Origin of the sequence: Methylorubrum sp. GM97 (assembly GCF_024347855.1) — a bacterium.
In the GTDB taxonomy this organism is placed as follows: Bacteria; Pseudomonadota; Alphaproteobacteria; order Rhizobiales; family Beijerinckiaceae; genus Methylobacterium; species Methylobacterium extorquens.
On record NZ_AP025942.1, the window covers coordinates 2,811,526 to 2,837,277 of the forward strand.

Below are 25,752 nucleotides of genomic sequence, written 5' to 3' on the forward strand. Positions count from 1 at the left end.
TTCTACACCCGGCCGTGCACGAGGTTGTGGATGAAGCCGAGCTTCGTCACCACCGCCGGACCGAGCACGAACGGGTAGAGGTCGCCCTCGCCCATGGTGCGGCTGACGCTGTTCATCGCGAAGACGAAGGGCAGCCACGCATCGATGATCTGCTCGACCGTCTCGGCCGCGTAGGGGTCGAAATCCACCCGTGTGGCGAGTTCGCCCTCGACATCGGCCTTGGGCTTCACCTGCATGCCGAAGGCGCTCGCCATTTCCAGCGTATCGACGATGTGGAGGTAGTGCGCCCAGGTCTCGGCGAAGTCTTCCCACGGATGGGTGGTGGCGTAGGCCGAGACGAAGTTCTCCTGCCAGTTCGGCGGCGGACCCTGATTGTAGTGGCGCTGGAGCGAAGCGCCGTAATCCTGCGAGTCGTCTCCGAACACCGCCCGGCACGGCTCCAGCTTGCCGGCGTCGCGCACGAGGATGTCCCAGTAATGGTGGCCGACCTCGTGGCGGAAATGGCCGAGGAGCGTCCGGTAGGGCTCGCCCATCGACGTGCGGCGCTTCTCACGCTCGGCCGGATCGGCCTCGACCAGCGCGATGGTGATGATGCCGTTCTCGTGGCCGGTCATCACCTTGGGGCCGCTCGAATCCGGCGAGTCGGCCAGGAAGTTGAAGATCAGCCCGTGCTCGGGATCCTCGGCGCGGGTCTTCAGCGGCATGTTCCAGCGCAGCAGAGTGTAGAACAGCCGGTGCTTGGCATGCTCCATCTCGCGCCAGCGCTCCAGATTCACCGGGTCGTTCACATCCGGCACGGTGCCGTTATGGCGGCAGGCGAGGCAGAAGGCGTCGGTCGTACCCGGCGGCACCATCCAGTTGCAGGCGTCGTGCGCGGCGTTGGTGCAGAAGAAGCCCGGGCGATCCGGCGCAGCGAGCGGCGTCCAGGTGTTGTCCCCCGCAGGCTCGAGGGCCGAGATACGACCGAGCTGCGGCAGGTAGGCGAGCCGATGGCCGCAGCGCTCGCAGGAGCGGTTCTCGAAATAGAGGACGTTGTCGCAGGACTGGCAGCGAAAGAGTTTCATCGGCTCACAGGACATTGACGCCCTGTCCCGAATCCGGTGCGGGCCGGATCGGGAAACGGGACGCGCCGGGCACAAGGCTCGGAGGCGGCGGGGATTGGCCGCCAACCAAGCCGCGAACACGCTCACCGTTCCGCGAGCGACAATGTTTTTCTTCCCCCCGACCGCCGCGTGCGCGGAGGCCGGTCAGCCCGCGGCCAAGGCCTCCGCGATCGCCGCGAGTGCGGCGTCCGCACCGGCGCCGTCCGGGCCGCCGGCCTGGGCCATGTCACGCCGTCCGCCGCCGCCCTTGCCGCCGAGGTGGCCGGCACCGGCGCGCACCAGTCCGACCGCGTCGTAACGCTCGGTCAGATCCTCGGTGACGCCAACGACGAGCCCGGCCTTGCCGTCCGCGGAGACGCCGACGAGGGCGACGATGCCCGAGCCGAGGCGGGTCTTGCCCTCGTCGGCGAGACCTTTCAGATCCCGCATCTCGACGCCCTCGACCACCCGGGCCATCAACTTCACGCCGTTGATCTCGCGGGCTTCGTCGCCGCCGCCCGAGGCTCCGCCCATGGCGATCTTCTTGCGCGCATCCGCCAGCTCCTTCTCGAGGCGGCGACGCTCCTCGATGAGTGTGGAGAGGCGCTCCGGCACGTCCGCGACGGGCGCCTTGAGCAGGCCGGCAAGCTGGCTCAGCGTGCGGCTCTCGGTGGCGCGGTGGCGACGGGCGGCGGTGCCGGTCATCGCCTCGATCCGGCGCACGCCGGCGCCGACCGCGCTCTCGCCGAGCACGGTAATCTGGCCGATCTCGCCGAGCTGCGAGACATGGGTGCCGCCGCACAGCTCGATCGAGAAGTTCGGCAGGCGGCCTTCGACCTCGCGGCCCTCGTCATCCACGGGCCGGCCCATGGAGACGACGCGGACCTCATCGCCGTACTTCTCGCCGAACAGGGCGCGGGCGCCCGACTCGATCGCCTCGTCCACGGCCATCAGCTTCGTGACGACCGGCGCGTTCTGGAGCAGCACCGCGTTGGCGATCTCCTCGACGCGGCTCAGCTCCGCCTCGTCGATGGGCTTGGGGTGGCTGATATCGAAGCGCAGGCGCTCCGGCGCGACGAGCGAGCCCTTCTGGGCGACGTGGTCGCCGAGCACCTGACGCAGGGCCTCGTGGAGGAGGTGGGTCGCCGAGTGATTGGCGCGGATCGCGGCGCGGCGCGCGTGATCGACCTTCAGCTCCACGGCGGCGCCGACGGCGAGCGTACCCTCCTCGACCGTGACGTGATGCACGAACAGGTCGCCGAGCTTCTTGTCCGTACCGGTGACGCGTGCCTTGAGGCCGGGCCCGGAGATCGTGCCGGTATCGCCGACCTGACCGCCGGATTCGCCGTAGAACGGGGTCTGGTTGGCGACGACGATGCCGTTCTCGCCCGCCTTCAGCGTTTCGACTTCGCTGCCGTCGCGCAGCAGGGCGCCGACGACGGCTTCGGCCGCTTCCGTGTCGTATCCCAGAAATTCGGTAGCGCCGGTTCGCTCCTTGATGCCGAACCAGACCGTCTCGGTCGCGGCCTCGCCCGAGCCCTGCCACGCGGCCCGCGCCGCCTGCTTCTGGCGCAGCATCGCCGCGTCGAAGGCCTTCGTATCGACGCCGATGCCGCGCGCCTTCAGCGCGTCCTGCGTCAGGTCGAGCGGGAAACCGTAGGTGTCGTAGAGCGTGAAGGCCGTCTCGCCGGACAGGTTCTGGCCGGCCGCGAGATCGCGGGTCTCGGTGTCGAGGATGGCGAGGCCGCGCTCCAGGGTCTTGCGGAAGCGGCCTTCCTCCAGCCGGAGGGTCTCGGAGATCAGCGCTTCGCTGCGGGCGAGTTCGGGGAAGGCCTGCCCCATCTCGCGCACGAGGGTCGGCACGAGCCGGTACATGACCGGATCGCGGGCGCCGAGCAGTTCGAGGTGGCGCATGGCCCGGCGCATGATCCGGCGCAGCACGTAGCCGCGGCCCTCGTTCGACGGCAGCACGCCGTCGGCGATCAGGAACGAGGTCGAGCGCAGATGGTCGGCGATGACGCGGTAGGAGGCGCGCGTCGACGGCTCCGGCGCCCGCGACACGGCGTGGGCCACCGCATCGATCAGCGCGCGGAACAGGTCGGTGTCGTAATTCGAGTGGACGCCCTGGAGGATGGCGGCCATCCGCTCCAGGCCCATGCCGGTATCGATCGAAGGCCGGGGCAGCGAGTTCCGCACACCCGGCTCGACCTGCTCGTACTGCATGAACACGAGGTTCCAGAATTCGAGGAAGCGGTCGCCATCCTCATCCGGAGAACCGGGCGGTCCGCCCGCCAGCGTCGGGCCCTGGTCGATGAAGATTTCCGAGCACGGGCCGCAGGGGCCGGTATCGCCCATCTGCCAGAAATTGTCGGAGGTGCCGATCCGGATGATCTTCTCATCCGAGAAGCCGGCAATCTTCCGCCACAGGCCCGCGGCCTCCTCGTCGTCAGCATAGACGGTGACGAGGAGCTTTTCCGGCGAGAGGCCGAACTCCTTGGTGATCAGCGTCCAGGCCAGCTCGATCGCATCGGCCTTGAAGTAGTCGCCGAACGAAAAGTTGCCGAGCATCTCGAAGAAGGTGTGATGCCGCGCGGTGTATCCGACATTGTCGAGGTCGTTGTGCTTGCCCCCGGCGCGGACGCATTTCTGCGAAGAGGTCGCCTTGACGTAGGGACGCTTCTCGACCCCCGTGAAGACGTTCTTGAACTGCACCATGCCGGCGTTCGTGAACATCAGCGTGGGGTCGTTCTTCGGCACGAGCGAGGACGAGGGTACCACCGCGTGCCCGGCATCCCGGAAGTAGTCCAGGAAGGTCGATCGGATCTCGTTGACGCCGCTCATCGGATAGGCTCGAACATCATGTCGCGTCGGGGAGCCGGCTGAGGACAGCACGGCGGTCAGTCTCGCGCCCTCATACGGGCCCAAGCTTTGCGAGTCACGTCGGCTCATCGCGCGGCCCGGCGCTACCCCTCAGTTCGGCGAGGTAGCTGCGCAGCAGCGTGACCCGCCGCGGGCGGAAGCTGGTGCCCGCTATCCGCACCTCCTCGATGCGATCCAGCCGGAACATGCGGAACGCCTCGCGCAGGCAACACCACGCCAGCAGGGTCATCTTGCTGTCGAGGTAGACGATGGAGAGCGGCAGGATCTGCCGCTCGGTGACCGCACCGTCCTTGTCGCTGTAGCGGAGCGCCAGAGCCTCCTCCCGCCAGCACCCGGCCCGGATCGTCTCCATGTCGGGGATCTTGGAGAAACGGGCCTCGGAGCGGCGAACCTGCGAGACCGCGTGGAGCAGGTGCTGCTCGGCCCGGTCGGGCAGGGTGGCGGCGACCTTGGCCAGTGCCGACGCGGCGGCCTGGGCCAGGGCCGGGTCCCCCATATGACGGACCTCGGCGAGGCCGAGAACCAGCGCCTCGATCTCCGTTCGATCGAAGGTTTGCGGCGGAAGGGCAACGTCCTCGATCAGACGGTAGCCGTAGCCGCGCTCGCCATCGATCCGGGCGCCGGCGGCGCGCAGGCTGTCGATATCGCGATAGAGGGAGCGCAGCGACACGCCGGTTTCCTCAGCCAGCCGCGCGGCGGTGACCGGCGAGGGCAGGACGCGCATCGCGTGCAGCAGTCGGAACAGTCGATCGGTTCGCGCCATCGCCCAACTGACGGAAACTGGCAGGTGCCCTGGACTAAACCCTGGCTTGGCAACCCGCCAGCCAGAGGCCACCGATGATCACGCTGTTCCACGCCCCACAGAGCCGCTCGACCCGCATCGTTGCGCTCCTCAAGGACCTCGACGCGCTCGATGCCGTGCGGATCGAAACCGTCACGATCCCGCGCATGGACGGCTCGGGCGCGCGCGACCCGCGCAACCCGCACCCGGAAGGCAAGGTGCCGCTCCTCGACCACGACGGCGTCCTGGTGCGGGAGTCGAGCGCCATCATTCAGTACTTGGCCGAGCTGTTTCCGAAGAACGGCCTCAGCATCCCCGCCGGCCACCCGCAGCGCGGTGCCTATCTCGGCTGGCTCGCTTGGTACGCCGGCGTCGTCGAGCCGGTCCTGACGTTGGAGGCCATCGGGCTCGATCATCCCGCCATCGCGCGCACCTTCCGGACGAGCGCCGACATCAAGGTACGGCTCGCCGAAACGTTGAAGGACAGGCCCTTCCTGCTCGGTGACCACTTCAGTGCCGCCGACCTCCTCCTGCACTCGCCCTATGCCTGGTTCGGAAAGCCCGGCGAGCCGACCATCGACACCTGGGTCGATCGCTGCACGGACCGGCCGGGCGCCCGTTTCGCGGCCGAGTTCGACGCGAGGCACGCGGCGGCCTGACCGCTCGCCTTCGGCGCAGAAGAAAGCCCGCCGCGATCGCTCGCGGCGGGCTTCATTTATTCTACCGGTGACGCGAGGCGCTTTAGGCCTCACCCTCATCGAGATCGTCGGCGGTCGGCTTGGCCGTCTCGAGAATCCGGTCGGCGACCAGTCCCGAGTTCTGGCGGATCGAGGCTTCGATCTTGTTGGCGATGTCGGGGTTGTCGCGAAGGAAGCCCTTCGAGTTCTCGCGACCCTGGCCGAGGCGCTGGCTGTCGTAGGAGAACCACGCGCCCGACTTCTCGACGATGCCGGCCTTCACGCCGAGGTCGATCAGCTCGCCGACCTTTGATACGCCCTCGCCGAACATGATGTCGAACTCGACCTGCTTGAAGGGCGGCGCGACCTTGTTCTTGACGACCTTGACGCGCACCGAGTTGCCGATGGCCTCGTCGCGATCCTTCAGCGTCGAGACGCGGCGGATATCGAGGCGCACCGAGGCGTAGAACTTCAGCGCGTTGCCGCCGGTGGTCGTCTCGGGGCTGCCGTACATCACGCCGATCTTCATGCGGATCTGGTTGATGAAGATCACCATGCAGTTCGAGCGCGAGATCGAACCGGTGAGCTTGCGCAGGGCCTGGCTCATCAGGCGGGCCTGGAGACCCGGCTGGCTCTCGCCCATCTCGCCCTCGATCTCGGCGCGCGGCGTCAGCGCGGCGACCGAATCGACCACCAGCACGTCGATGGCACCGGAGCGCACCAGCGTGTCGGTGATTTCGAGCGCCTGTTCGCCGGTATCGGGCTGCGAGATCAGCAGGTCGTCGAGGTTGACGCCGAGCTTGCGCGCATAGACCGGGTCGAGGGCGTGCTCCGCATCCACGAAGGCGCAGACGCCACCCTTCTTCTGGGCTTCGGCGATCGTGTGGAGCGCGAGCGTCGTCTTGCCCGACGATTCGGGCCCGTAGATCTCGACCACCCGGCCACGCGGCAGGCCGCCGACGCCGAGCGCGATGTCGAGGCCGAGCGAGCCCGTGGAGATCGTCTCGACCTCCTGCACCTTGTCGGACTTGCCGAGGCGCATGATCGAGCCTTTGCCGAAGGCCCGCTCGATCTGCGTCAGCGCAGCCTCGATCGCCTTGGACTTGTCCTTGTCGGCTGCTGCCATTGTCGAGGAATCCACCATCTTCAGCGCAGGCTGGGCCATCGCAAGGCTTCCTTATGCATGGGAGGGGCACGGCGCTCAATCCGCCGGAGCTGATGGATTTCGTACTTGTTTTGTTCTCAACGCGCAAGCCCGTCGTCGCGGCTTACGCACCGATGAAGAGAACGTGGAAGCGAAGCCGTCGGTCGCGATCGCCCGCGACAACGCCGACCGTTGAACGCCCTCCATCCGATGTCGCCTTGAGCGAATTCGGGGGCCGATCGCCTTCCGCGCGAAGTGGAACTTCCCCCGCCGCGATCAGCTCGCCATCGTTTGCTTCACCGTCTCGACCAGCTGCTTGAGGCTGAACGGCTTGGGCAGGAAGTTGAAGGTCTCGCCCTCGGGCAGGTTCTTGCGGAAGGCGTCCTCCGCGTAGCCCGAGACGAAGATCACCTTGAGGTCGGGCATGTGCTTGCGCAGCTCGCGCAGCAGGGTGGGCCCGTCCATCTCCGGCATCACGACGTCGGAGACCACCACGTCGATGCCGTCGGCATGCTCCTCGATCAGGCGCAGCGCCTCGATGCCGGAGGCCGCCTCCAGCACGGTGTAGCCGCGGGCGGACAACGCCCGGGAATTGACCGCACGGACTGGGTCCTCGTCTTCGACGAGCAGGACGGTGCCCTGGCCGGTATGGTCCGCCGCGGGCTTCGGCGGCGGCTCCGGGGGACGGGCGGCGGGAGTGCCGGATTCCGTCGCCGATTTCGGTTCGGTCTCGTCGTCGGCAGCGGGTTTCGGCTCGGAACGCTCGGAAGCGCCGATCGTCGTCGATCCGGAGGCCGTTCGCGGCGGCGGCAGCGGCTCGGGCAGGGCTTCGATGCCCGGCTCGTGGCGCGGCAGGTAGATGCGGAAGGTGGTGCCTTCGCCCACCGTCGACTGGACGTCGATCGCCCCGCCTGACTGGTTGACGATGCCGAACACCGTCGAGAGCCCGAGCCCGGTGCCCTTGCCGATCTCCTTGGTCGTGAAGAACGGCTCGAAGATCTTCTGGCGCACCTCCGGCGGGATGCCCTCGCCGGTATCGGTCACCTCGATCATGACGTGATCGCCCGCCGGGATGCCGACCGGCCGCTCGCCATCGACCGGGCAATTGGCGGTGCGGATCGTCAGGCTGCCGCCGCCCGGCATCGCGTCGCGGGCGTTGACCGCGAGGTTCACGATCACCTGCTCGAACTGGTTCACGTCGGCCTTGATCGGCCAGATCTCGCGGCCGTGGCGGAAATCGAGCTGCACGCGCTCGCCGAGCAGGCGCTTCAACAGGAGCGTCAGGTCGGAGAGCGCCTCGCCGACATCCATCACCTCCGGACGCAGGGTCTGTCGGCGCGAGAAGGCCAGCAGTTGGCGTACCAGGGAGGCGGCCCGGTTCGCGTTCTGCTTGATCTGCATGATGTCTTGGAAGGCGTGGTCGGTTGGCCGGTGGCTCGCGAGCAGGAGGTCCGAGTAGCCGATGATCGCCTGGAGCACGTTATTGAAGTCGTGAGCGATGCCGCCGGCGAGCTGGCCCACCGTGTCCATCTTCTGGGTCTGGGCGACCTGCTGTTCGAGCTGGCGCTGAGCCGTCGTGTCGAGGGCGTAGAGAATCACCCGTTCATGGTCGCCGTCGCTGCCGGCCCGGGCCTCGGCATCGGGGCTCGGTGTCCCGTCGGAATCCGCCGGGCTCATCCAGACGCGGGCCGAGCGATCACCCGGCCCGGACAGGCCGACCTCGATCGGATCGAGGCCGCCGAAGCCGTTGGCGGCGCGGGCGAGCGCGCCCTCGATGACGCCACGGTCGCGCTCCAGCACCGCGTCGCGCATCATCGGATCGGGCGCGTCGCGGCCACCCTCCGCCGCGGGCTGGCGCGGCATGCCGGCGAACAGGCGCACGAACGAGGTGTTGGCGCGGATCACCCGGCCGTCCCGGTCAAGGGTGGCGATGGCGATCGGGCTGTTGTTGAGGAAGCGGGCGAGCCGAACCTCCGCCGCGCGCTGCGGCTCGTCGGCATCCGATCCGGCGGAGCGATTGAGCACGAAGGTGCGCGAGGGGCCGGGCGCCCCGTCCTGCCCGTAGGCGACGCGATGGTAGAGCCGCGTTGGCAGCGGCTGTCCGTTGCGGCGGCGCAGGTCGATATCGTAGCGGTCGGTGCGCACTTCGCCGGGCAGGCCCGGCGAGGCGGTGAGCATGTCGGCGCCGGGTGCGATCTCGAGGAGCTTCAGCCCGCCGGAGCCGACGGTGGCGAGGTCGTAGCCGAGCCAGGAGGCGAGCGTCGCGTTCATGTAGACGATCGAGCCGGCCGCATCGATCGACAGGAACCCCGCGGGGGCGTGGTCGAGATAGTCGATCGCGTGCTGGAGTTCCTGGAAGACGTTCTCCTGGCGCTCGCGCTCGTGGGTGATGTCGCTCACGGTCCAGAGCGCGGCGGAGCCGCGGTGGCGCGGGATCGGCCGAACCGCGATGCGGTACCACGCGAAGTCGCGGTCCGCCGCGCCACCCGGCGGCGGCGACATGCGGATCTCTTCGGCATAGGCGCGGTCGTCGCGGGATGCCTGCGCGAGCCGATAGACCGCCTCCGAGACTTCCGGCGCGCCGACGAAGATGCGCTCGATGGAGCGGAGATTCGAGAAGCTGTCGCCGCCGGCAAGGCGCATATAGGCCTCGTTGGCGTAGATCATCCGCCCGTTATCCTCGACGACGAGCTTGCCCTCGGGGGCAGCGTCGACGATGGCGCGGGTGATGTCGTCGCGCGAGGCCGGGCCGGCGAGCTGAAGCGCGCCGATCGCCAGGGCGAACAGGAAGAACACGCCAGCCATCGCGAGCAGCGCCAGCAGGGCGAGGATGAGCGGCTGCGCCTGCTCATTGGCGACGAAGGACAATCCCACCACCGCGCCGACGAGCAGGCCCGCCAGCATCAGCAGCAGGCCGACCCGGCCGGGCCGTTCCGAACGATCGATCGAACCGGACGCCGGCACCGCTGGTCCGCTGACCTCAGCCATCAGGCCCTACCCATCCCTCGCACACGGACGGCACATGGCTGCTGCGAGCCCTGTGGGTCGTCAAATGCCGCGCCTTTTGCCGGAGCATTGCCGGACAATGGTGCATAAACCGTGGCGCCTGAACGACTTCGCCGTCCCATGCGGAACCGCATCGAGCCTCAGGCGGCTCGGCGAAGGCGAAGCACGAAACCGATGACCTCCGCAACTGCGCGATAGTGCTCGGCGGGAATCTCCTCATCGACCTCGACCGTGGCGTGGAGGGCGCGGGCGAGCGGCGGGTTCTCCATCACCGGCACGTCGTGGTCGGCGGCGACGGCGCGGATGCGCAGCGCCAGCGAGTCGACGCCCTTGGCGACGCAGATCGGTGCGGCCATCCCGGCCTCGTAGCGCAGGGCCACGGCGAAGTGGGTCGGGTTCGTCACCACCACGGTGGCGGTGGGCACGGCGGCCATCATCCGCTTCTTCACGCGGGCTTGGCGCAACTGCCGGATCCGGGCCTTCACCTCGGGGCTGCCCTCGCTCTCCTTGTGCTCCTGCTTCATCTCCTCCTTGGTCATGCGCAGGCGCTTGTGCCAGCGGTTCCGCTGGTAGAGCGCGTCGCCGAGCGCGATCACCGCGTAGACCGCGAGCATGCCGCCCATCATCTTGAGGGCGAGCGTCAGGGTGCCCTGGAGCGCGACGCCGGGATCGAGCTGGGCGAAGGATTCCGCCCGGTCGTGCTCGCTCCACAGGATCGTCCCGGCGATGGTGCCCACCACGATGATCTTGGCGAGCCCTTTGCCGAAATTCACCCAGGCATCCATGCCGAGCAGGCGCTTGGCGCCGGCCATCGGCGAGATGCGCGCGAATTTCGGCATCAGGCTCTCGGCGGTGAAGATCGGCCGATGCTGGATCAGGCCGGCGGCGATGGCCGCGAGCATCGCGATGCCCAGCGGCACGGCGAGCGCCTTGGTGCAGACCCAAGCCGCGCGCAAAGCCACGCCGAGATAGGTGCCCGAATCCGAGGGCAGGCCGCCGGCATGTTCGAGGAAGCCGCGCATGTCGCGGGTCAGCCCCTCCGCCACCGGGCGGGCCGAGAGCATCAGGGCGAGGGTGAAGGCCGCCAGGATGAAGAAGGTGTTGATCTCGGGCGAGTTGGGGACGTCGCCGCGCTCGATCGCCTGCTCGATGCGCCGTGGCGTCGGGTCTTCGGTCTTGTCCTCGTCGTCGGTCTCGTCGGACACCGGCTCAGGCTCCCCGGTTCCGGATCAGTGCATCGTCCCGAAAGGTGGTCCCCGGCTTTCGGAGAAAGACGATGCGGACACAAGAGGCGGGTGCCCGAAACATCAGCGCCCGAGGAACGCGCCGAGATAGCGGCCGAGATCGTCGAGGAACAGGCCCATGATGAGGCCGAGCGCCCCGACCAGCAGCATCATGCCGATGATCACCGAAGCGGGAACCGCGAGGAAGAACACCTGCAATTGCGGCATCAGCCGGGAGAGCACGCCGAGGCCGAGATTGAACAGGATGCCGAACACGATGAACGGCCCGGAGATCCGCACTGCCAGGGCGAAGCTGCGGCTGAAGGCATCGAGCGCGAGCTTGGCCGCATCCGCCATCGCCGGCACACCGCTCGGCGGCAGTAGAACGTAACTGCGCCCGATCGCTTCGAGGGCGACGTGGTGCAGATCGGTCGCCAGGATGAGCGTGACGCCGAGCATCGCCAGGAAGTTGCCGATCGCCGCCTGCTGGCCGCCCATCGTCGGATCGACGGTCATGGCGTAGGATAGGCCGAGCTGCTGCGAGATCACCACGCCCGCCGTCTGGAGCGCGGCGACGATCATGCGCACGCAGAGGCCCAGCATCAGCCCGATCAGGATCTCGCCGATCAGCAGTCCGATCAGGGAGGGCGCCGCCAACGCCGCATTGCCCGTCGGCAGCATCGGGCGCACGGTCGGGAACAGCACCAGCGTCACGAGGAGAGCGAGGGCGAGCCGCAGGCGGCTCGCGATGAGTTGCTCGCCCAATCCCGGCATCAGCATCATCAGCGTGCCGACCCGGGCGAAAGTGATGAGGAAGGCCGCCGCGAGGCCGGGCAGCAGCAGGTCGAGCGGCGTGGTCATGCCGGCTCATCCTACACGCTTGGGCCGGCCGGCGCTGCCGCCGCATCATCCGCCCGCGGCGATCCGGGCGGCAATCCGGGCCATGTAGGCGGCCATGGCGTCGCCGATGAAGGGCAGCATCAGCAGCATCACCCCGAACACCGCGACGATCTTCGGCACATAGATGAGCGTCTGCTCCTGGATCTGCGTCAGCGCCTGGAACAGCGACACGATCAAGCCGACGACGAGGGCGACGATCATCATCGGCCCGGCCACCTTCAGGAAGACGAAGATGCCGTCGCGGGCGATGTCGAGGATGGCGAGGCCGGTCATGGGGCTTTGGACTTTTCGTCTGCTCTGCGGGGCATCGACGGCCTCCCCTCATCCCGCCTGCGGGCCGAGGGGCCAGAAAAACTAGATCGGCATCCGCATGATCTCTTCGTAGGCGGAGATCACGCGGTCGCGCACGGCAACCAGGGTCTGGAGAGCAGTTTCGCTCTCGGCCACCGCCGTCACCACGTCGACCACGTTGGCCTTGCCGGTGGCCGCCGAGAGGGCGGCGCGGTCGGCCTGCGCGCCGGATTGCGCGACGTTGTCGAGGCTCTGCTGCAGGAAGCCGGTGAAGCCGCCCGGTGCGGTCAGGCCCTGGGCCATGCCCTGAACGGGTTTGACAGCGCCGGGGCGGGCGAGGCTCTGGGCCGCGCCGTAGGCGCCGGCGGCGAAGGCGGAGGTCGTCATCGGGGCTACGCCTTCAGGATCTCGAGGGTGCGGGAGATCATCCGCCGGGTGGCGGTCACCATGTTGAGGTTGGCCTCGTAGGAGCGCTGGGCCTCGCGCATGTCCATGTTCTCGATCAGCCCGTTGACGTTGGGCAGGCGCACCTCGCCGCGCGCATCCGCAGCCGGGTTGCCGGGATCGTGCTTAGTGCGGAACGGTGTGGGATCGCGCCGCACCCTGCCGGCCTCGACGACGCTGGCGTTCAGTTCGTTGTCGAAGCGGCTGGTGAAGGTCGGGATCTTGCGCCGATAGGGATCGCCGCCCGCGGTCTGGGCGGTGGAATCGGCGTTGGCGATGTTCTCGGCGATGATGCGCATCCGTCCGGACTGCGCCTTCAGGCCGGAGGCGGCGATGCCGAGGCTCTTCAAGAAATCCATGACGGTCCCCGTTCAGCGATGTCAGCGCTTGCCGACGGCGATTTTCAGGGCGTCGAGACTCTTCTGGTAGAGCGAGGCGACGAGTTGGTAATCGGATTGGTTGTCGCCGGCCTTCATCATCTCCTCCTCCAGGTTCACCCCGTTGCCGGAGGGGCGGACCTCGAAGCCCTTGAAGCGGCGCGGGTCGGCGTTCGGTCCGGCGCTCGCCGTCATCCCGATATGCGTGGAATCGGTGCGGGCGAGCCCGTCGCCGCCGACCGAGGCCGCGACCGGCGTCGCGAGTTTCATCGAGGCCGCGGACGGCTCGGCGAGATCGCGCGGGCGAAAACCGGGCATGTCGGCGTTGGCGACATTCTCGGCGAGCAGGGCCTGGCGGGCCTGATGCCAGTGCATCCGGGTGCGCAGCATGCCGAGCAGGGGCAGGTCGGTAAGCGACATGGTGCCTCGGGGTCGGCGCGGCCAGTGATGGATTTCAGAGAGCCACAGGTCCGAACCCGGCAGAATCTGCCGCTGACATGGTTAAGGAGCCGTTAACCCGGCAAAACCTGCCGGGTGCCCGTGAGGCCGCACGCCGCGGATGCCGGAATGGCCGCTGCGGGCTGCACCGAGTTGTTAACGGAGTGTCAACATACGTTGCCGGGGCGTGAAGCGGCGGCGATAATCGGGCCGTGTAATGCGTGGGGCCGAGATTGCGTCTCCGCCGGCTTCGGTCACCGCCGGACGTCGCGCGGCGGCGTCAGAGCCCCGACTTAGAAAGACGCGGGTCTTGCAAGCGTTCTTCAGTTCCGAGGGCTCCTACGCCTTGCAGTTCCTGGTGATCTTCCTCGCCATCCTGGTGCTGTTCCTGATTGCCGCGCTGCTGTTCATGCGGCTGTCCGGGCGCGGGCTCACGCTGTCCGCAAATGCGAGCCAGCGCGGACGCCAGCCGCGGCTCGGCATCGTCGACATCTACGAGCTCGACCGGCAGCGCCAACTCATCCTGCTGCGGCGGGACAACGTGGAGCACCTGCTGCTGGTCGGTGGCCCCAACGATGTGGTGATCGAACGCCACATCCAGCGCGGCGCGGGCAGCCGCTATGCGCCAGACGGGAGCGCCCGGCCCGGCGGCGAGGCCGGCATCAGCGACCCGGCGCTGGAGCCGCGGACCGATCCCTTCCTCGACTCTCCGATGCCGCCGACCTTCGCCATGCCGGAGGTGGTGCCCTCGGCGGTGTCCGGCGCCCAGGCCGCCCTCGACCGGGCGCCACCCCTCGATCCCGGCCTGTTCGAGCCCGAGGCCTTGCCGGCCGACGCGCCGGCGCGGCCGGTCTCGCCGGTTAGCCGCTTGATGCGGCGAACGGCGCCGCCGGTGGTCTCCCCCCGCCCGGAGGTCGCGTCCGAGCGCCCCGCGCGGCCGGAATCCGCCTCGGTCGAGCCGGTGCCGGAACCTGTGCCGGAGCCGCCGGTCATAGCCAGCCGTGGGCCGCGCTCGGTCGATCCGGCCGTTCTCTCGGATATGGCCCGGCAGCTTCAGGTGGCGCTGAAGCGTCCCTCGTCCGCGGTCACGCCCCCGCCTGCGGACCCTGCCGAGGTGCCCCCTCCGGCACGGAAACCGGCCGAGCCGGCGCCCGCGCCGATCGATCCGGTCGCCGCGGCGATGGCGGCTGAGCCGGCCCCGCCCATGCCCGCCCCGCCGCCGCCGGTGCGGCCGCAGCCGGCTCCCACCCCGGTGGTGGCAGCGCCCCGGCCCGAGCCGAAGCCTGCGGCCCCCGCCAAGCCCGTCGCTCCCCCGCCATTCGTGGCGCCGCCCAAGCCGGATGCGGTTAAGTCCGAACCTTTCAAGGTTGACCCGCCGAGGCCGGAGCCCGCCAAACCCGAGCCATCCAAGCCGGAGCCGTCGAAGGCCGAGTCGCCGGAGCCCGCCGCTCAGGCGCAGAACCCGTTCTCGGTGGAGGAGATCGAGGCCGAGTTCGCCCGCCTCCTCGGACGTCCGCTCGACAGCAAGAACTGAGGCGAGCACGCTCATCCGCCTCTTGGCCGTAAGGCCTGTTTTTCCGGAGGCCGCCGAATCCGCGTCGTGGTGCGGCGGCCCGAACGTGCGTGAGGCAGGCCGGAGGCATGGAGGCACTCGTCGTCGGGGCGGGGGTGGTGGGGCTTGCGATCGCGCGGGCCCTCGCGCTGCGCGGCGGCGCGGTGATCGTGGCTGAGGCCGCCGAGGCGATCGGCACCGGCGTGTCCGCCCGCAGTTCGGAGGTGATCCACGGTGGGATGTATTATCCCCCCGGCTCGCTGCGCGCCCGCCACTGCGTCGAGGGGCGCCGCCGTCTCGTCGAATTCTGCGAGAGCCACGGCGTGCCCTACCGACTGTGCGGCAAGCTGATCGTGGCGACGCACGAGGCGGAGCGCCCGGCGCTCGAAACGATCCTGTCCCGCGGTGCCGAGAACGGGGTGGAGGGACTGACCTGGCTCGAACGTCCCGAGGCTGTGGATCTGGAACCGGCCCTGTCCTGCGTCGCCGCGCTCCATTCCCCTGCGACCGGTATCGTCGACAGCCACGCCCTGATGCTGGCGTTCTTCGGCGATGTCGAAGATGCGGGTGGCGTGCTGGCGTTGAATACTCCCATCGAAGCGGCCGAACGCCGGAATGGGCGCTGGGAGGTCCGCTTCGGCGGCGAGGCACCGGACGTGCTGCAGGTCGATTGTCTCATCAACGCCGCGGGCCTCGGCGCGCAGACTCTCGCCCGCCGGATCGAGGGAATGGCGGCGGACGGCATCCCCCGTCAGGTTCTGGCCAAGGGCAGCTATTTCGGATGCAGCGGGCGGCCGGCCTTCACGCGGCTGATCTACCCGGCCCCGGTCGAGGGAGGACTCGGCATCCACCTGACTCTGGACCTCGCCGGACGCATGCGGTTCGGGCCCGATGTCGAGTGGGTGGACGCCCCCGATTACGCGGTCGATCCGGGACGCGCCGAGCGCTTCGAGGCGGCAATCCGGCGCTACTGGCCCGGCCTGCCGGACGGGCGCCTGATGCCGGACTATGCGGGCGTCCGGCCGAAACTCAGCGGCCCCGGCGAGCCGGCAGCGGATTTTCGCATCGACGGCCCGGGCGAGCACGGATGGCCGGGCTTGGTGCAGCTCTTCGGGATCGAAAGTCCCGGCCTCACCTCCGCGCTCTCGCTGGCTGAGGCGGTGGCCGATCAGGTGATGGCGTAAGGCTACGCAGCCCGCACCAGATCGGCCTTCGTCCCATCCGCCACCGCATCGGTGTGAACCGCGAAGCTGGACAGCCGCGCCGCGCCGAAGCTCGTGGAGATCGCGCAATCCGTCGCGTCGCGACCGCGCGCCATGACGATGCGGCCGATCCGCGGCGTGTTGTGGCGGGCGTCGAAGGTGTACCAGCGCCCGCCGAGATAGACCTCGAACCACGCCGAAAAGTCCATCGGATCGGGCACGGGCGGCACGCCGATATCGCCGAGATAGCCGGTGCAGTAGCGCGCCGGAATGTTCATGCAGCGGCAGAAAGCGACGGCGAGATGCGCGAAATCGCGACAGACGCCGACCTGCTGCTGGTAGCCATCGAAGGCCGAGCGGGTGGCATCGGCCTGCATATAATTGAAGCGGATGCGCTCGTGCACGTAATCGACGATGGCCTGAACCCGCGCCCAACCCTGCGGCGTCTGGCCGAAGAGCGACCACGCAATCCCGGCCAGCTTATCGGTGTCGCAGTAGCGGCTCGCCATCAGGTAGAGCATCACGTCGTCGGGTAGGGCCTCCACCGGGATCTGGGCGGCCTCCGGCGCGACCGCGTCGGGCAGACCCGAATCGGCAACCAGGAAATCCGCCGAGATCGAGAGGCGGCCCGGCGGCGCGACGATGCGGGTGCAGACGTTGCCGAAGGAATCGACCGTCTGCCGCTGCGGAATCACCGGATCGAAGACGATGTCTTGCGGGCTGCGCAGATCGCCCTCGCGGGAGGGGTGAAGGCTGAGGAGCAGCGACATCGGCGTTGCAGCATCAGTCTCGAAGGTGATGTCGTAACCGGCCTTGATCAGCATGCGGCAGCTCGTGACTTCGATTTTCAATCCCCGAAAATAGAGACTGAGCGGGACCAAGCGTTAATTCTTATGATTACCACGCGTTCCGTTATCGCGTTGCACAAATGTTTCGCAGTCCGCCCGCACAAAAAGCGGACGCCGGACGGGACGTTGGCGCGCATTGCTGCTGCAGCGCACTCGGCGGTATGGAGGCGTCCATGTGGACCGCTCTCTGGAACCGCCTCGCCCATCCGGGCCAATTCCTGCGCTGGTCGGGTGCGGCCTTGCCCTGGCTCGCGGCGGCGTCGGCCCTGCTCGTTGCCGCCGGGCTGTACCTGACCTTCTTCGTCGTGCCGCCCGACTACCAGCAGGGCGACACCGTGCGGATCATGTACGTCCACGTCCCTGCCGCGATTCTCGGCATGGGCTTCTATGGGGCGATGACGCTCTCGGCGATCGGCACGATGGTCTGGCGCCACCCGCTCGCCGACGTGTCGCAGCGCGCCGCTGCGCCGATCGGTGCGGCCTTCACCCTGATCTGCCTCGTCACCGGCTCGCTCTGGGGCAAGCCGATGTGGGGGACCTACTGGGTCTGGGACGCGCGGCTGACCTCGATGCTGGTGCTGTTCCTGATCTATTGCGGCATCATCGCCCTGTGGCGGACCATCGAGGATCCGAGCCGGGCGGCGCGCGCGGTCTCGATCCTGACATTGGTCGGCGCGGTGAACCTGCCGATCATCAAATTCTCGGTGAACTGGTGGTCGACGCTGCATCAGCCGGCCTCGATCCTGCGCATGGGCGGCTCGTCCATCGATTCCTCGATGCTCTACCCGCTGCTCGAGATGGTGCTGGCGATGACCCTGCTCGGCATCACGCTGCATCTTCAGGCGATGCGCACCGAGATCTACCGCCGCCGGGTGCGCACGCAGCTGATCCGGCAGGCGGAGCGGCTCGATGCTGGCGTGCAGGAGGCCGCACCGATGACGCGCGCGGCGACGACCCTTCCCGTGGGCCAAGCGATCTAGAGCGCTTTCCGACGAAGTGGACGCCGGTTCGGCGGAAGAAAGCGCGTTGACACTAAGACCTAGAGACGCCGGCCTGATGCAATCAGGTCGGATACGGCTCTAGGACGATCGATGGGACGAGCACTCTGAGACCCGCCATGGAATTCGGACCTTACGCCCCCTTCATCGTCGGTTCCTACGGCTTCGCGGCCCTGGTGCTCGGCGCCCTGGCCCTCAACGGCTGGTGGGATGGGCGGACGCAGCGCCGCGCGCTCGCCGAGCTGCAGGACGAGCGGGGAGGTCGCTCGTGAGCGCGCAGATCCCGCACGCGACCCCGCCCGGTACCGGGGAGCGCCCCCGCCGCTCGCTCCTCGCGCTGCTACCGGTGCTCGTCTTCGCCATCTTGGCCGTCGCCTTCCTGGTCCGGCTGCGCTCGGGCGCCGATCCTGCGGCTTTGCCCTCGGCGTTGATCGGCAAACCGGTCCCCGCTTTCGCGCTGGAGCCGGTGCCGGGCCTCCAGGCCGCCGGCCGGCCGGTGCCCGGTTTGTCGAGTGCCGACCTCAAGGGGCAGGTGACCGTCCTCAACATCTTCGCCTCGTGGTGCGCCCCCTGCCAGATCGAGCATCCGATGCTGATGCGGCTCGCGCAGGAGCCCGGCATCCGCCTCGTCGGCATCGACTACAAGGATCCCGGCGACGCCGGACGGCGCTGGCTGGAGCGCAACGGCCTGCCGTTCGCGGCGGTCGGCGCCGACACGAGCGGCCGGGCCGGAATCGACCTCGGCGTCTACGGCGTGCCGGAGACCTTCATCATCGGTCCCGAAGGCCGCATCCGCGACAAGCTCGTCGGAATCCTGACGCCGGAAAACTACGCGAGCGTGCTGGAGCGTATTCGCGCCGCCGGACGGACCGCCCCCGTGACCAACTGACCGGGATCAGGCGGCACGCTTGGAAACCGGGGATCGGAGGCGTATGCAGCCCCTGTCCGCTTGAAACCGTTCCAAGGTGGAGAAGCGGGCCAACCGTCTCAAATCACGATCAGAAGAGCGCCATGCGGATCGGACTATTCGTCCCCTGCTACGTCGATGCCTTCGAGCCCGAGGTCGGCATCGCCACGCTGGAACTGCTGGAGCGCTTCGGCCTCACCGTCGAATACCCTTACGATCAGACCTGCTGCGGTCAGCCGATGACCAATACCGGCTGCCATCAGGAGGCCGCCGCGACCGAGGCGCTGTTCGTCAAGAATTTTTCCGGGTTCGACTACATCGTCGCCCCGTCCGGCTCCTGCGTGCATCAGGTGCGCGAGCACCTCACCGCCATCCCGCAGACCGACGCGGTCAAGCATGTGCGGGCCAGGACGTTCGAGCTCGTCGAATTCCTCCACGACGTGCTCAAGATCGAGGATCTTCCCTGGGCGGAGTTCCCGCACAAGGTCGCCTACCACTCGAACTGCAACGCGCTGCGCGGCATCGGCCATGCCCGGCCGACCGAACTGAACCGGCCGTTCTTCTCAAAGCCCCTCAACCTTCTGAAGAAGGTGAAGGGGGTGGAGATCGTCGATCTGACCCGGCCCGACGAGTGCTGCGGTTTCGGCGGCACCTTCTCGGTGTTCGAGCCCGCGGTCTCGGCCAAGATGGGCTACGACAAGGTGACCGATCAGGCCCGCGCGGGCGCCGAATATGTGGTCTCGGCCGATTCTTCCTGCCTGATGCACCAGAAGGGCTGCGCCGAGCGTCTCGGCGTCGGCCTCAAATACATTCACATCGCCCAGGTGCTGAACGGAGCCGCCGCATGAGCGCCGACGACCTGACCCCGCGCCAGACTGAGGACGTGCTCCACCCCGAGGTGCGCGCGCCCTCCGACGAGAGCGAGCGCGGCCCCGGCGGCGAACGGCTCCAGCACGCCGAAGCCGCCTCGAAGCCGATCCGCGCCGACGCGCCGCGCGAGCCGCAGCCCCGCGGCGCCAAGGTGCGCGGCAACCGCCCGATCGATCAGGCGGAGGCCGCCGAGCGCTTCCTCGCCGCGCCGATGCATCAGAAGGCCCATGACGAGCGCCTTTGGGACGTGCGCCGCAAGCGCGATGTCGCCGCCCACGGCATCCCGGAGTGGGAAGAGCTTCGCGAGATCGCCTCGCAGATCAAGACGCACACGCTCACCCATCTCGACCATTACCTCGAACAGTTCGAGGCGGCCGCAGCGGCCAACGGCGTCCATGTCCACTGGGCCGAGGATGGGGCGGACCACAACCGCATCGTCCTCGACATCCTGCGCAAGCACGGCGCCAAGTCGCTGGTGAAGTCGAAGTCGATGCTGACCGAGGAGTGTGGCTTCCGCCACTTCATGGCGGCCCACGACATCGACGTGATCGAGACCGATCTCGGCGAGCGTATCCAGCAGCTCGACGACGAGGAGCCGAGCCACGTGGTGATGCCGGCGGTCCACAAGACCCGCCTCGACGTCGCCGAGGTGTTCGCCCGGACGCTCGGCACCGACCCCGACAACGACGACGCCCACTACCTCGCCGAGAGCCAGCGCGAGACCACGCGCCCGCTGATCCTCAAGGCCGATGCCGGCCTCACCGGCTGCAACTTCGCCATCGCCGAAACCGGCACGGTCGTGACCTGCACCAACGAGGGCAATGCCGACCTCTCCGGCAACGTGCCCCCGCTGCAGATCCACTCGATCGGCATCGAGAAGATCATCCCGCGGGTCGAGCATCTCGGTGTGTTCATTCGCCTGCTGTCGCGCTCGGCGCTTGGCTCGCCGATCACCCAGTACACCTCGCATTTCCGCGGGCCGCGGCCCGGCACCGAGATGCACATGGTGCTGGTCGATAACGGCCGCTCCGAGCGGCTGGCGATGGAGGAGTTCTGGACCTCGCTCAAATGCATCCGCTGCGGCGCCTGCATGAACACCTGCCCGGTCTACCGGCGCTCGGGCGGCCTCTCCTACGGTGCGACCTATTCCGGGCCGATCGGGCTCATCATCGACCCGACCTTCAACAAGCGGAAATACTCGACCCTGCCGTTCTCCTCGACCATGAACGGCTCCTGCACCAATGTCTGCCCGGTCAAGATCAACATCCACGAGCAGATCTTCGCGTGGCGCAAGGTGCTGGCCGAGGAGCACCAGATCCCGCTCCTGAAACAGGGCATGATGAAGGCGGCGGGCGCCGTGCTGAGCCGTCCCGCCGCGTATCGCGCCGCGATCCAGACCGCCGATTCCGCCCTGCGCGTCCTGCCGCGCTTTGCCGTCTACAACCCGGCCAACACCTGGGGGAAGAAGCGCGAGATGCCTCACGCCCCGCGCCAGAGCTTCCACGCGTGGTACCGTCAGAACCGGATGAAGAAGGGGAGCGACGCGTGAGCGCCCGCGAGACCATCCTCGGCCGGCTCAAGGCCAACCGCCCGGCCGGCGACTTTCCGCTGCCGGAGGTGCCGACCTTCGCACCCCTGGTGGGTGACGATCTCGTCGCGGAATTCGCCGAGCGTCTGGGTAAGATGGGCGGGCGCGTCGAGCGTGCGGGCAGCCCGTCCGATCCCTTCGCCCCGGTGCGGGCGCGTCTGGACGGGGCGGCGGTGATCGCCTCCGCCGTGCCCGAATTCTCAGGGAATCGTGACCTCGCCGGTGTCGCCAAGCCGACCGAGGTCAATGATGTCGATGTGGCGGTGGTGCGCGCGCGCTTCGGCGTCGCCGAGACCGGCTCGGTGCTGTTCACACAAGACGACCTGATCGTGAACGCGGTCGCCTATCTCGCCCAGCACCTGATCGTGCTGCTCGACCCGGCCGACATCCTGGTGAACATTCAGGCTGCCTACAAGCGTCCGGACTTCGGACAGGCGGCCTATGCCGTGCTCCATACCGGCCCGTCCGCCACGGCCGACATCGAGGGCGTGCTGATCCACGGGGCGCAGGGCGTGCGCTCGCTGACCGTGCTTCTGCTGCAGCGCAAAAAACAAGCAGCCTGAAAGCGGAGCCGAACGGATCTCTGCGCGTTTGCGGCAAAACGCCTCGCTCGAACGGGGCGTCTTCCCGCAAAATTCGGAGCCGTCCCCGTGCGATTCAAGCTCGGTTGCAGTCTTGCCTATGAGGTCAAGGCGCCCACCACCTTCATCTTCAATGTCGAGGTCGCGAAGCTGCAAAGCCTCGACATCGCCCGCGAAAGCCTGACCCTGGCGCCGGACCTGGCGCGGCGCGTCTACGTCACGCCGGACCTCAAGAACCGCTATCTCGGCGTGAACGTGCAGCCGGGCCCGTTCTCGCTCGAATACAATGCCGAGGTGGATCTGGCCGTCGTGCGGGCCGATCCTGCGACGATCTCCGAGACGCCGGTCTCCGAACTCCCCCTCGACATCCTCCCCTTCCTGCTGCCGAGCCGCTTCGTCTCGTCGGACCGGCTCGCCGCCTTCGCCCAAGCCGAGTTCGGCGACCTTCCGAAGGGCCACCAGCGCGTCAACGCGATCTGCAACTGGATCCATGACAACATCGCCTATCGGCGTGGTTCGAGCGACGGCGAGACGACGGCCGACGAGAGCCTGCTGATGCGTGCCGGCGTGTGCCGCGACTTCGCCCATCTCGGCGCCGCCTTCTGCCGCGGGCTCGGCATCCCGGCCCGGTTCGTGAGCTGCTACGCCTACGGCCTCGTGCCCAGCGACTTCCACGCCGTGTTCGAGGCCTATCTCGATGGGCGCTGGTGGCTGTTCGACGCGACGCGCCAAGCCCATCTCGACGGTCTCGTGCGCATCGGCATCGGGCGGGATGCCGCCGAAATCGCCTTCTCGACGCCCTACGGCGAGATGCAGCCGACCGGTATGGAGATCCGCATCGATCGCGCCGACGGAGGCCCGGAGCCGATGGAGCGCACGGTCGATGCGATCTCGACGGAGGAGCCGGCTCCGCATGCCGGCGCGGCCTGACCGAGGGGCCTCACGATCGACGCCCTACCCGGCGAATCCGGTGGCCCGAGCGCGATGTGAAGTTTTTTTCGCGCTGGGCGGATTAAACGGCATTTTAGCCCGTCAATCTTATGTTCCAGGTAAGCCTGGACGAATCTCCAAACTCCGCCCGCCCGGCTCCGTCCGTGGCGGGCTTTTTCGTTGGCGCTCGTCGCAATCTCCCCGAGCAACGGACGCCGAGACGGCAAACCACATGCGGTACCTAATTACCGCATCCGCAAAAGCCTTCCACGGATTGCGCTTTTCTCTCCGAGGCGTTCAGCGTCTGCCTTGACGAAGACACAGAATCCCCCTAGTGACCCAGCCGTACGCCGCTGCGTCCTCACCCGACGCGGCGGCGCCTTGTTTCCAACGTCACCGGCACGGGAATCGGCCATGAAGACCACTTCGCTGAAGCCCGCCGACGTCGACAAGAAGTGGGTCGTGATCGACGCCGAGGGCCTCGTCGTGGGCCGTCTCGCTTCGATCGTGGCGATGCGTCTGCGCGGCAAGCACAAGCCCGCCTACACGCCCCACGTCGATTGCGGCGACCACGTCATCGTCATCAATGCGGATAAGGTGAAGTTCACCGGCCGCAAGTACGACCAGAAGGTCTACTACCACCACACGGGCTATCCGGGCGGCATCAAGGAGCGCTCGGCCAAGTTCATCCTCGAGGGCCGGTTCCCCGAGCGCGTGGTCGAGAAGGCCGTCGAGCGCATGCTGCCGCGCGGCCCGCTCTTCCGCCAGATCCTCGGCCACCTGCGCGTCTACAAGGGTGCCGCGCATCCCCACGAGGCCCAGCAGCCGCAGGCGCTCGACGTCGGCTCCCTCAACCGTAAGAACGTGAGCGCTTGATCATGGCGACCCTTCAGTCCCTCGCCGACCTCAATCGGGCGAACACCCAGACGAGCAACCCCGAGAACGAGGCGCCCGTCCACGTCCAGAAGCTGGACGCCCAGGGCCGCGCCTACGCGACCGGCAAGCGTAAGGACGCGGTCGCCCGCGTTTGGATCAAGCCCGGCAACGGCACCGTGGTCGTCAACGGCCGCCCGGTCGAGACCTACTTCGCCCGTCCGGTGCTGCGCATGATCCTGCGCCAGCCGCTGGAGATCGTGTCCCGCGTCGATCAGTACGACATCACCGTCACGGTGAAGGGTGGTGGTCTCTCCGGTCAGGCCGGCGCTGTGCGCCACGGCCTGTCCAAGGCACTGACCTACTACGAGCCGGAGCTGCGCTCCTCGCTCAAGCGCGAAGGCTTCCTGACCCGCGACCCGCGCGTCGTCGAGCGCAAGAAGTACGGCCGCAAGAAGGCTCGCCGCAGCTTCCAGTTCTCGAAGCGCTAAGGCGTTCCATTTTCGATGGTGCAAAGGGCGGGGCCGCAAGGCTCCGCCTTTTTCGTATCTTGGATCGAGGCGAGGCCATCGCATGAAGAGGGCAGGGAGCCCGGACCGTCCGAGCCATGCCGCGCCGCCGACGGACCGCCGCGCGGTTCTGGCCGAGGCGTTGGCCCGTCTCGCGCCGCGCCTTCCGGATTTCGAGGCGGAAGCGGTGCTGGACCGGGCGTTGCGCAGCCCTGGCCTGCGCGGCGCGGTGCCGGAAACCGCGGTTTGGCTCGCCCTGACGGCGTTCACCCGGCACAGCTTCACCGAGTATGACGACCTCCTCGACGAGGGTTACGACCGTGACAGCGCCCGCCACTTCGTTCTCGACGAGATGAACGCGCGGCTCGCCGAATGGGGCTGCCGCCGCCGCGTTTCCGAAGAGGCTGATCCCGGCGAGGACGACTTCCCCGAAGCGTGAGGGGACAGCATTTCGTCTCCGCTTGCCGGCCTGCTGCCGCTGGGGCAGGGAGGGCCATCTCAACAGCGGAGACACCCGTCGATGAAGCTCAGCGCGCGCAACGTCCTCAAGGGCAAGGTGGTTTCGGTCGAGAAGGGCTCGACCACGGCCCATGTGAAGATCGAGATCGCCAACGGTCAGATCGTCACCTCGGCCATCACCAACGAATCGGTCGATTCCCTGGGGCTGAAGGTCGGCGGCGAAGCCTATGCCGTGATCAAGAGCTCCGACGTCATCATCGCCGTCGACTAAGTACGTTCAGGCTCACCCCTCAATCGCCAGCGCGATCCCGTGCCGGGCGGCTGCGCCCGGCGCCAGGAGGCGCTGCGAATCGCGGTTCTCCAAAGCGCCTTCGAAGCCGGCCCAGTCGGCGTGTCCGGTCCAGGCTTCCAGCGACAGGAACGGCGCTGTCGGCTTGGTCCAGACCGCGAGATGGGGAAAGTCCTCCATCCGCATGGCGATGGCTCGGCCGCTCGGCGACACGAAACGCATCGCCCGACTCTTCGCGTTGAGGAAGACCAGGGCCTCGCTGAAGAGGTCGGGATCGAGGTCGAGGCGCGCACTGTCGAGGGTCAGTTCCCGCTCGCTGCGCACCAGCAGCCCGCCCGCGCCGACCTCCGGGACGAACGGCCGTTCCGCCTCCTCGAACAGGACCGCGTAGCCGCCGTCGGCGCGACGCTCGCCCCCGGCAAACGGCCAGGGAAAGGCTGGATGGAAACCGAGGGCGTAGGGCAGGGCGCTCTCACCCGGATTCTCGACCCGGATCTCGAAGGCGAGGGTCTTCGCTGCGATGCGGGCGTCGATCGTCAGCCGGAACGGGAAGGGGTAGTGCGCCCGCGTCGCCTCGCTGTCGGTCAAGCACAGCGAAACCGCGTCCGCGCTTTGGCTGACAACCGCGAAAGGGAGGTCGCGGGCAAAGCCGTGCTGGGCCATCGGGTAGCGCCGGCCATCCACCTGCACACTGCCGCCGGACGAGGCGCCGACGACGGGGAAGAGCCAGGGCGCATGGCGGTTCCAGTGCTCCGGATCGCCGCTCCAGAGATATTCGCGGTCATCGACCTGCCAGGAGACCGGCTCGGCGCCGTGCAGCGCGATCCGCGCCGTGCTGCCGTCATCCGCACGGATCTCGATCGTCCCGTCCATTGCCCTCGCCCCCAAGCGTCTGCTTCGCTT

General features: G+C 68.2%; 28 protein-coding genes. 15 read left to right on the top strand and 13 right to left on the bottom strand.

Features of this window, described 5'->3' with window-relative positions:
• Nucleotides 1-2 precede the first annotated feature (2 nt).
• The 3 genes from MSPGM_RS12935 to MSPGM_RS12945 form a co-directional block, all read right to left on the bottom strand.
• Nucleotides 3-1,064, bottom strand: coding sequence for a putative zinc-binding metallopeptidase (locus tag MSPGM_RS12935; protein ID WP_012753018.1), 1,062 nt, complete (start codon nucleotides 1,062-1,064; stop codon nucleotides 3-5).
• A gap of 183 nt (nucleotides 1,065-1,247) precedes the next feature.
• Nucleotides 1,248-3,923, bottom strand: coding sequence for an alanine--tRNA ligase (alaS, locus tag MSPGM_RS12940; protein WP_012753019.1), 2,676 nt, complete (start codon nucleotides 3,921-3,923; stop codon nucleotides 1,248-1,250).
• A gap of 94 nt (nucleotides 3,924-4,017) precedes the next feature.
• Entirely contained in the window at nucleotides 4,018-4,725 is a 708-nt protein-coding gene (locus MSPGM_RS12945) for a helix-turn-helix transcriptional regulator (RefSeq protein ID WP_003603411.1), read from the bottom strand.
• Nucleotides 4,726-4,799: 74 nt separating this feature from the next.
• On the opposite strand from MSPGM_RS12945, the gene MSPGM_RS12950 reads away from it, so the two are divergent.
• A complete protein-coding gene (locus MSPGM_RS12950) occupies nucleotides 4,800-5,402 on the top strand; it encodes a glutathione S-transferase family protein (protein ID WP_003603413.1) in 603 nt (200 codons plus the stop codon).
• Nucleotides 5,403-5,484: 82 nt separating this feature from the next.
• Here the strand turns inward: MSPGM_RS12950 and recA are convergent, their stop codons facing one another.
• Nucleotides 5,485-6,564 carry a recombinase RecA gene (gene recA / locus MSPGM_RS12955; protein ID WP_373691185.1) on the bottom strand — a complete coding sequence of 360 codons (1,080 nt, stop codon included), beginning with the start codon at nucleotides 6,562-6,564 and terminating at the stop codon, nucleotides 5,485-5,487.
• Between recA and MSPGM_RS12960 the strand changes: the two genes are divergently transcribed.
• On the top strand, nucleotides 6,530-6,760 hold the full coding sequence (locus MSPGM_RS12960) for a hypothetical protein (RefSeq protein WP_162094034.1): 231 nt from the start codon (nucleotides 6,530-6,532) through the stop codon (nucleotides 6,758-6,760). The genes recA and MSPGM_RS12960 overlap by 35 nt on opposite strands.
• An 80-nt stretch (nucleotides 6,761-6,840) precedes the next feature.
• Here MSPGM_RS12960 and cckA read toward each other — a convergent pair whose 3' ends face one another.
• The 7 genes from cckA to flgB all read right to left on the bottom strand — a co-directional run bounded on the left by cckA (nucleotide 6,841) and on the right by flgB (nucleotide 13,225).
• Nucleotides 6,841-9,552, bottom strand: a complete 2,712-nt coding sequence (cckA, locus tag MSPGM_RS12965) for a cell cycle histidine kinase CckA (protein WP_003603415.1) — start codon at nucleotides 9,550-9,552, stop codon at nucleotides 6,841-6,843.
• Nucleotides 9,553-9,710: 158 nt separating this feature from the next.
• On the bottom strand, nucleotides 9,711-10,775 hold the full coding sequence (flhB, locus tag MSPGM_RS12970) for a flagellar biosynthesis protein FlhB (RefSeq protein WP_003603416.1): 1,065 nt from the start codon (nucleotides 10,773-10,775) through the stop codon (nucleotides 9,711-9,713).
• Nucleotides 10,776-10,877: 102 nt separating this feature from the next.
• The gene (fliR, locus tag MSPGM_RS12975; RefSeq protein WP_003603417.1) at nucleotides 10,878-11,654 is read right to left on the bottom strand and encodes a flagellar biosynthetic protein FliR; all 777 of its coding nucleotides are present in this window, start codon (nucleotides 11,652-11,654) and stop codon (nucleotides 10,878-10,880) included.
• A 45-nt stretch (nucleotides 11,655-11,699) separates the two neighbouring features.
• Nucleotides 11,700-11,966: a flagellar biosynthesis protein FliQ gene (gene fliQ, locus MSPGM_RS12980; RefSeq protein ID WP_003603418.1), complete on the bottom strand. Its 267-nt coding sequence runs from the start codon at nucleotides 11,964-11,966 to the stop codon at nucleotides 11,700-11,702.
• A gap of 81 nt (nucleotides 11,967-12,047) precedes the next feature.
• Entirely contained in the window at nucleotides 12,048-12,371 is a 324-nt protein-coding gene (gene fliE / locus MSPGM_RS12985) for a flagellar hook-basal body complex protein FliE (protein WP_003603419.1), read from the bottom strand.
• A 5-nt stretch (nucleotides 12,372-12,376) separates the two neighbouring features.
• Nucleotides 12,377-12,787, bottom strand: coding sequence for a flagellar basal body rod protein FlgC (flgC, locus tag MSPGM_RS12990; protein ID WP_003603420.1), 411 nt, complete (start codon nucleotides 12,785-12,787; stop codon nucleotides 12,377-12,379).
• A gap of 21 nt (nucleotides 12,788-12,808) precedes the next feature.
• Nucleotides 12,809-13,225, bottom strand: coding sequence for a flagellar basal body rod protein FlgB (flgB, locus tag MSPGM_RS12995; protein WP_003603421.1), 417 nt, complete (start codon nucleotides 13,223-13,225; stop codon nucleotides 12,809-12,811).
• A gap of 328 nt (nucleotides 13,226-13,553) precedes the next feature.
• Here flgB and MSPGM_RS13000 point away from each other — a divergent pair, with 328 nt between their 5' ends.
• Together MSPGM_RS13000 and MSPGM_RS13005 are read left to right on the top strand one after the other, a co-directional pair.
• Entirely contained in the window at nucleotides 13,554-14,777 is a 1,224-nt protein-coding gene (locus tag MSPGM_RS13000) for a hypothetical protein (protein ID WP_012753021.1), read from the top strand.
• A 107-nt stretch (nucleotides 14,778-14,884) separates the two neighbouring features.
• Nucleotides 14,885-15,979 carry an NAD(P)/FAD-dependent oxidoreductase gene (locus tag MSPGM_RS13005; RefSeq protein ID WP_003606443.1) on the top strand — a complete coding sequence of 365 codons (1,095 nt, stop codon included), beginning with the start codon at nucleotides 14,885-14,887 and terminating at the stop codon, nucleotides 15,977-15,979.
• Between the two features lie 2 nt (nucleotides 15,980-15,981).
• Here the strand turns inward: MSPGM_RS13005 and MSPGM_RS13010 are convergent, their stop codons facing one another.
• Nucleotides 15,982-16,821, bottom strand: coding sequence for a transglutaminase-like domain-containing protein (locus MSPGM_RS13010; protein WP_261925664.1), 840 nt, complete (start codon nucleotides 16,819-16,821; stop codon nucleotides 15,982-15,984).
• 197 nt (nucleotides 16,822-17,018) lie between these two features.
• On the opposite strand from MSPGM_RS13010, the gene MSPGM_RS13015 reads away from it, so the two are divergent.
• From MSPGM_RS13015 to MSPGM_RS13065, 11 genes are all read left to right on the top strand, one after another.
• A complete protein-coding gene (locus MSPGM_RS13015) occupies nucleotides 17,019-17,825 on the top strand; it encodes a heme ABC transporter permease (RefSeq protein WP_003606441.1) in 807 nt (268 codons plus the stop codon).
• A 137-nt stretch (nucleotides 17,826-17,962) separates the two neighbouring features.
• Nucleotides 17,963-18,115, top strand: coding sequence for a heme exporter protein CcmD (gene ccmD / locus MSPGM_RS13020; protein ID WP_003606439.1), 153 nt, complete (start codon nucleotides 17,963-17,965; stop codon nucleotides 18,113-18,115).
• A complete protein-coding gene (locus tag MSPGM_RS13025; RefSeq protein WP_003606437.1) occupies nucleotides 18,112-18,732 on the top strand; it encodes a DsbE family thiol:disulfide interchange protein in 621 nt (206 codons plus the stop codon). Before ccmD ends, MSPGM_RS13025 begins: the two co-directional genes overlap by 4 nt.
• Before the next feature lie 122 nt (nucleotides 18,733-18,854).
• Nucleotides 18,855-19,598 carry a (Fe-S)-binding protein gene (locus MSPGM_RS13030; RefSeq protein WP_003606436.1) on the top strand — a complete coding sequence of 248 codons (744 nt, stop codon included), beginning with the start codon at nucleotides 18,855-18,857 and terminating at the stop codon, nucleotides 19,596-19,598.
• Complete coding sequence (locus tag MSPGM_RS13035) at nucleotides 19,595-21,169, top strand: lactate utilization protein B (protein ID WP_012753022.1); 1,575 nt, start codon at nucleotides 19,595-19,597, stop codon at nucleotides 21,167-21,169. Before MSPGM_RS13030 ends, MSPGM_RS13035 begins: the two co-directional genes overlap by 4 nt.
• On the top strand, nucleotides 21,166-21,771 hold the full coding sequence (locus MSPGM_RS13040; RefSeq protein ID WP_004446864.1) for a lactate utilization protein C: 606 nt from the start codon (nucleotides 21,166-21,168) through the stop codon (nucleotides 21,769-21,771). The genes MSPGM_RS13035 and MSPGM_RS13040 overlap by 4 nt, the downstream gene beginning before the upstream one ends.
• Nucleotides 21,772-21,858: 87 nt before the next feature.
• The gene (locus tag MSPGM_RS13045; protein ID WP_004446861.1) at nucleotides 21,859-22,719 is read left to right on the top strand and encodes a transglutaminase-like domain-containing protein; all 861 of its coding nucleotides are present in this window, start codon (nucleotides 21,859-21,861) and stop codon (nucleotides 22,717-22,719) included.
• Nucleotides 22,720-23,133: 414 nt separating this feature from the next.
• Nucleotides 23,134-23,595 (top strand): 50S ribosomal protein L13, encoded by a 462-nt coding sequence (gene rplM, locus MSPGM_RS13050; protein ID WP_004446860.1) that lies wholly within the window; start codon nucleotides 23,134-23,136, stop codon nucleotides 23,593-23,595.
• Nucleotides 23,596-23,597: 2 nt separating this feature from the next.
• Complete coding sequence (gene rpsI / locus MSPGM_RS13055) at nucleotides 23,598-24,083, top strand: 30S ribosomal protein S9 (protein ID WP_004446858.1); 486 nt, start codon at nucleotides 23,598-23,600, stop codon at nucleotides 24,081-24,083.
• 82 nt (nucleotides 24,084-24,165) lie between these two features.
• A complete protein-coding gene (locus MSPGM_RS13060; protein ID WP_004446856.1) occupies nucleotides 24,166-24,540 on the top strand; it encodes a DUF2293 domain-containing protein in 375 nt (124 codons plus the stop codon).
• Nucleotides 24,541-24,621: 81 nt separating this feature from the next.
• A complete protein-coding gene (locus MSPGM_RS13065) occupies nucleotides 24,622-24,831 on the top strand; it encodes a molybdopterin-binding protein (protein WP_004446854.1) in 210 nt (69 codons plus the stop codon).
• Between the two features lie 12 nt (nucleotides 24,832-24,843).
• Here the strand turns inward: MSPGM_RS13065 and MSPGM_RS13070 are convergent, their stop codons facing one another.
• On the bottom strand, nucleotides 24,844-25,722 hold the full coding sequence (locus MSPGM_RS13070; RefSeq protein ID WP_004446852.1) for an aldose 1-epimerase family protein: 879 nt from the start codon (nucleotides 25,720-25,722) through the stop codon (nucleotides 24,844-24,846).
• Nucleotides 25,723-25,752: the final 30 nt, after the last annotated feature.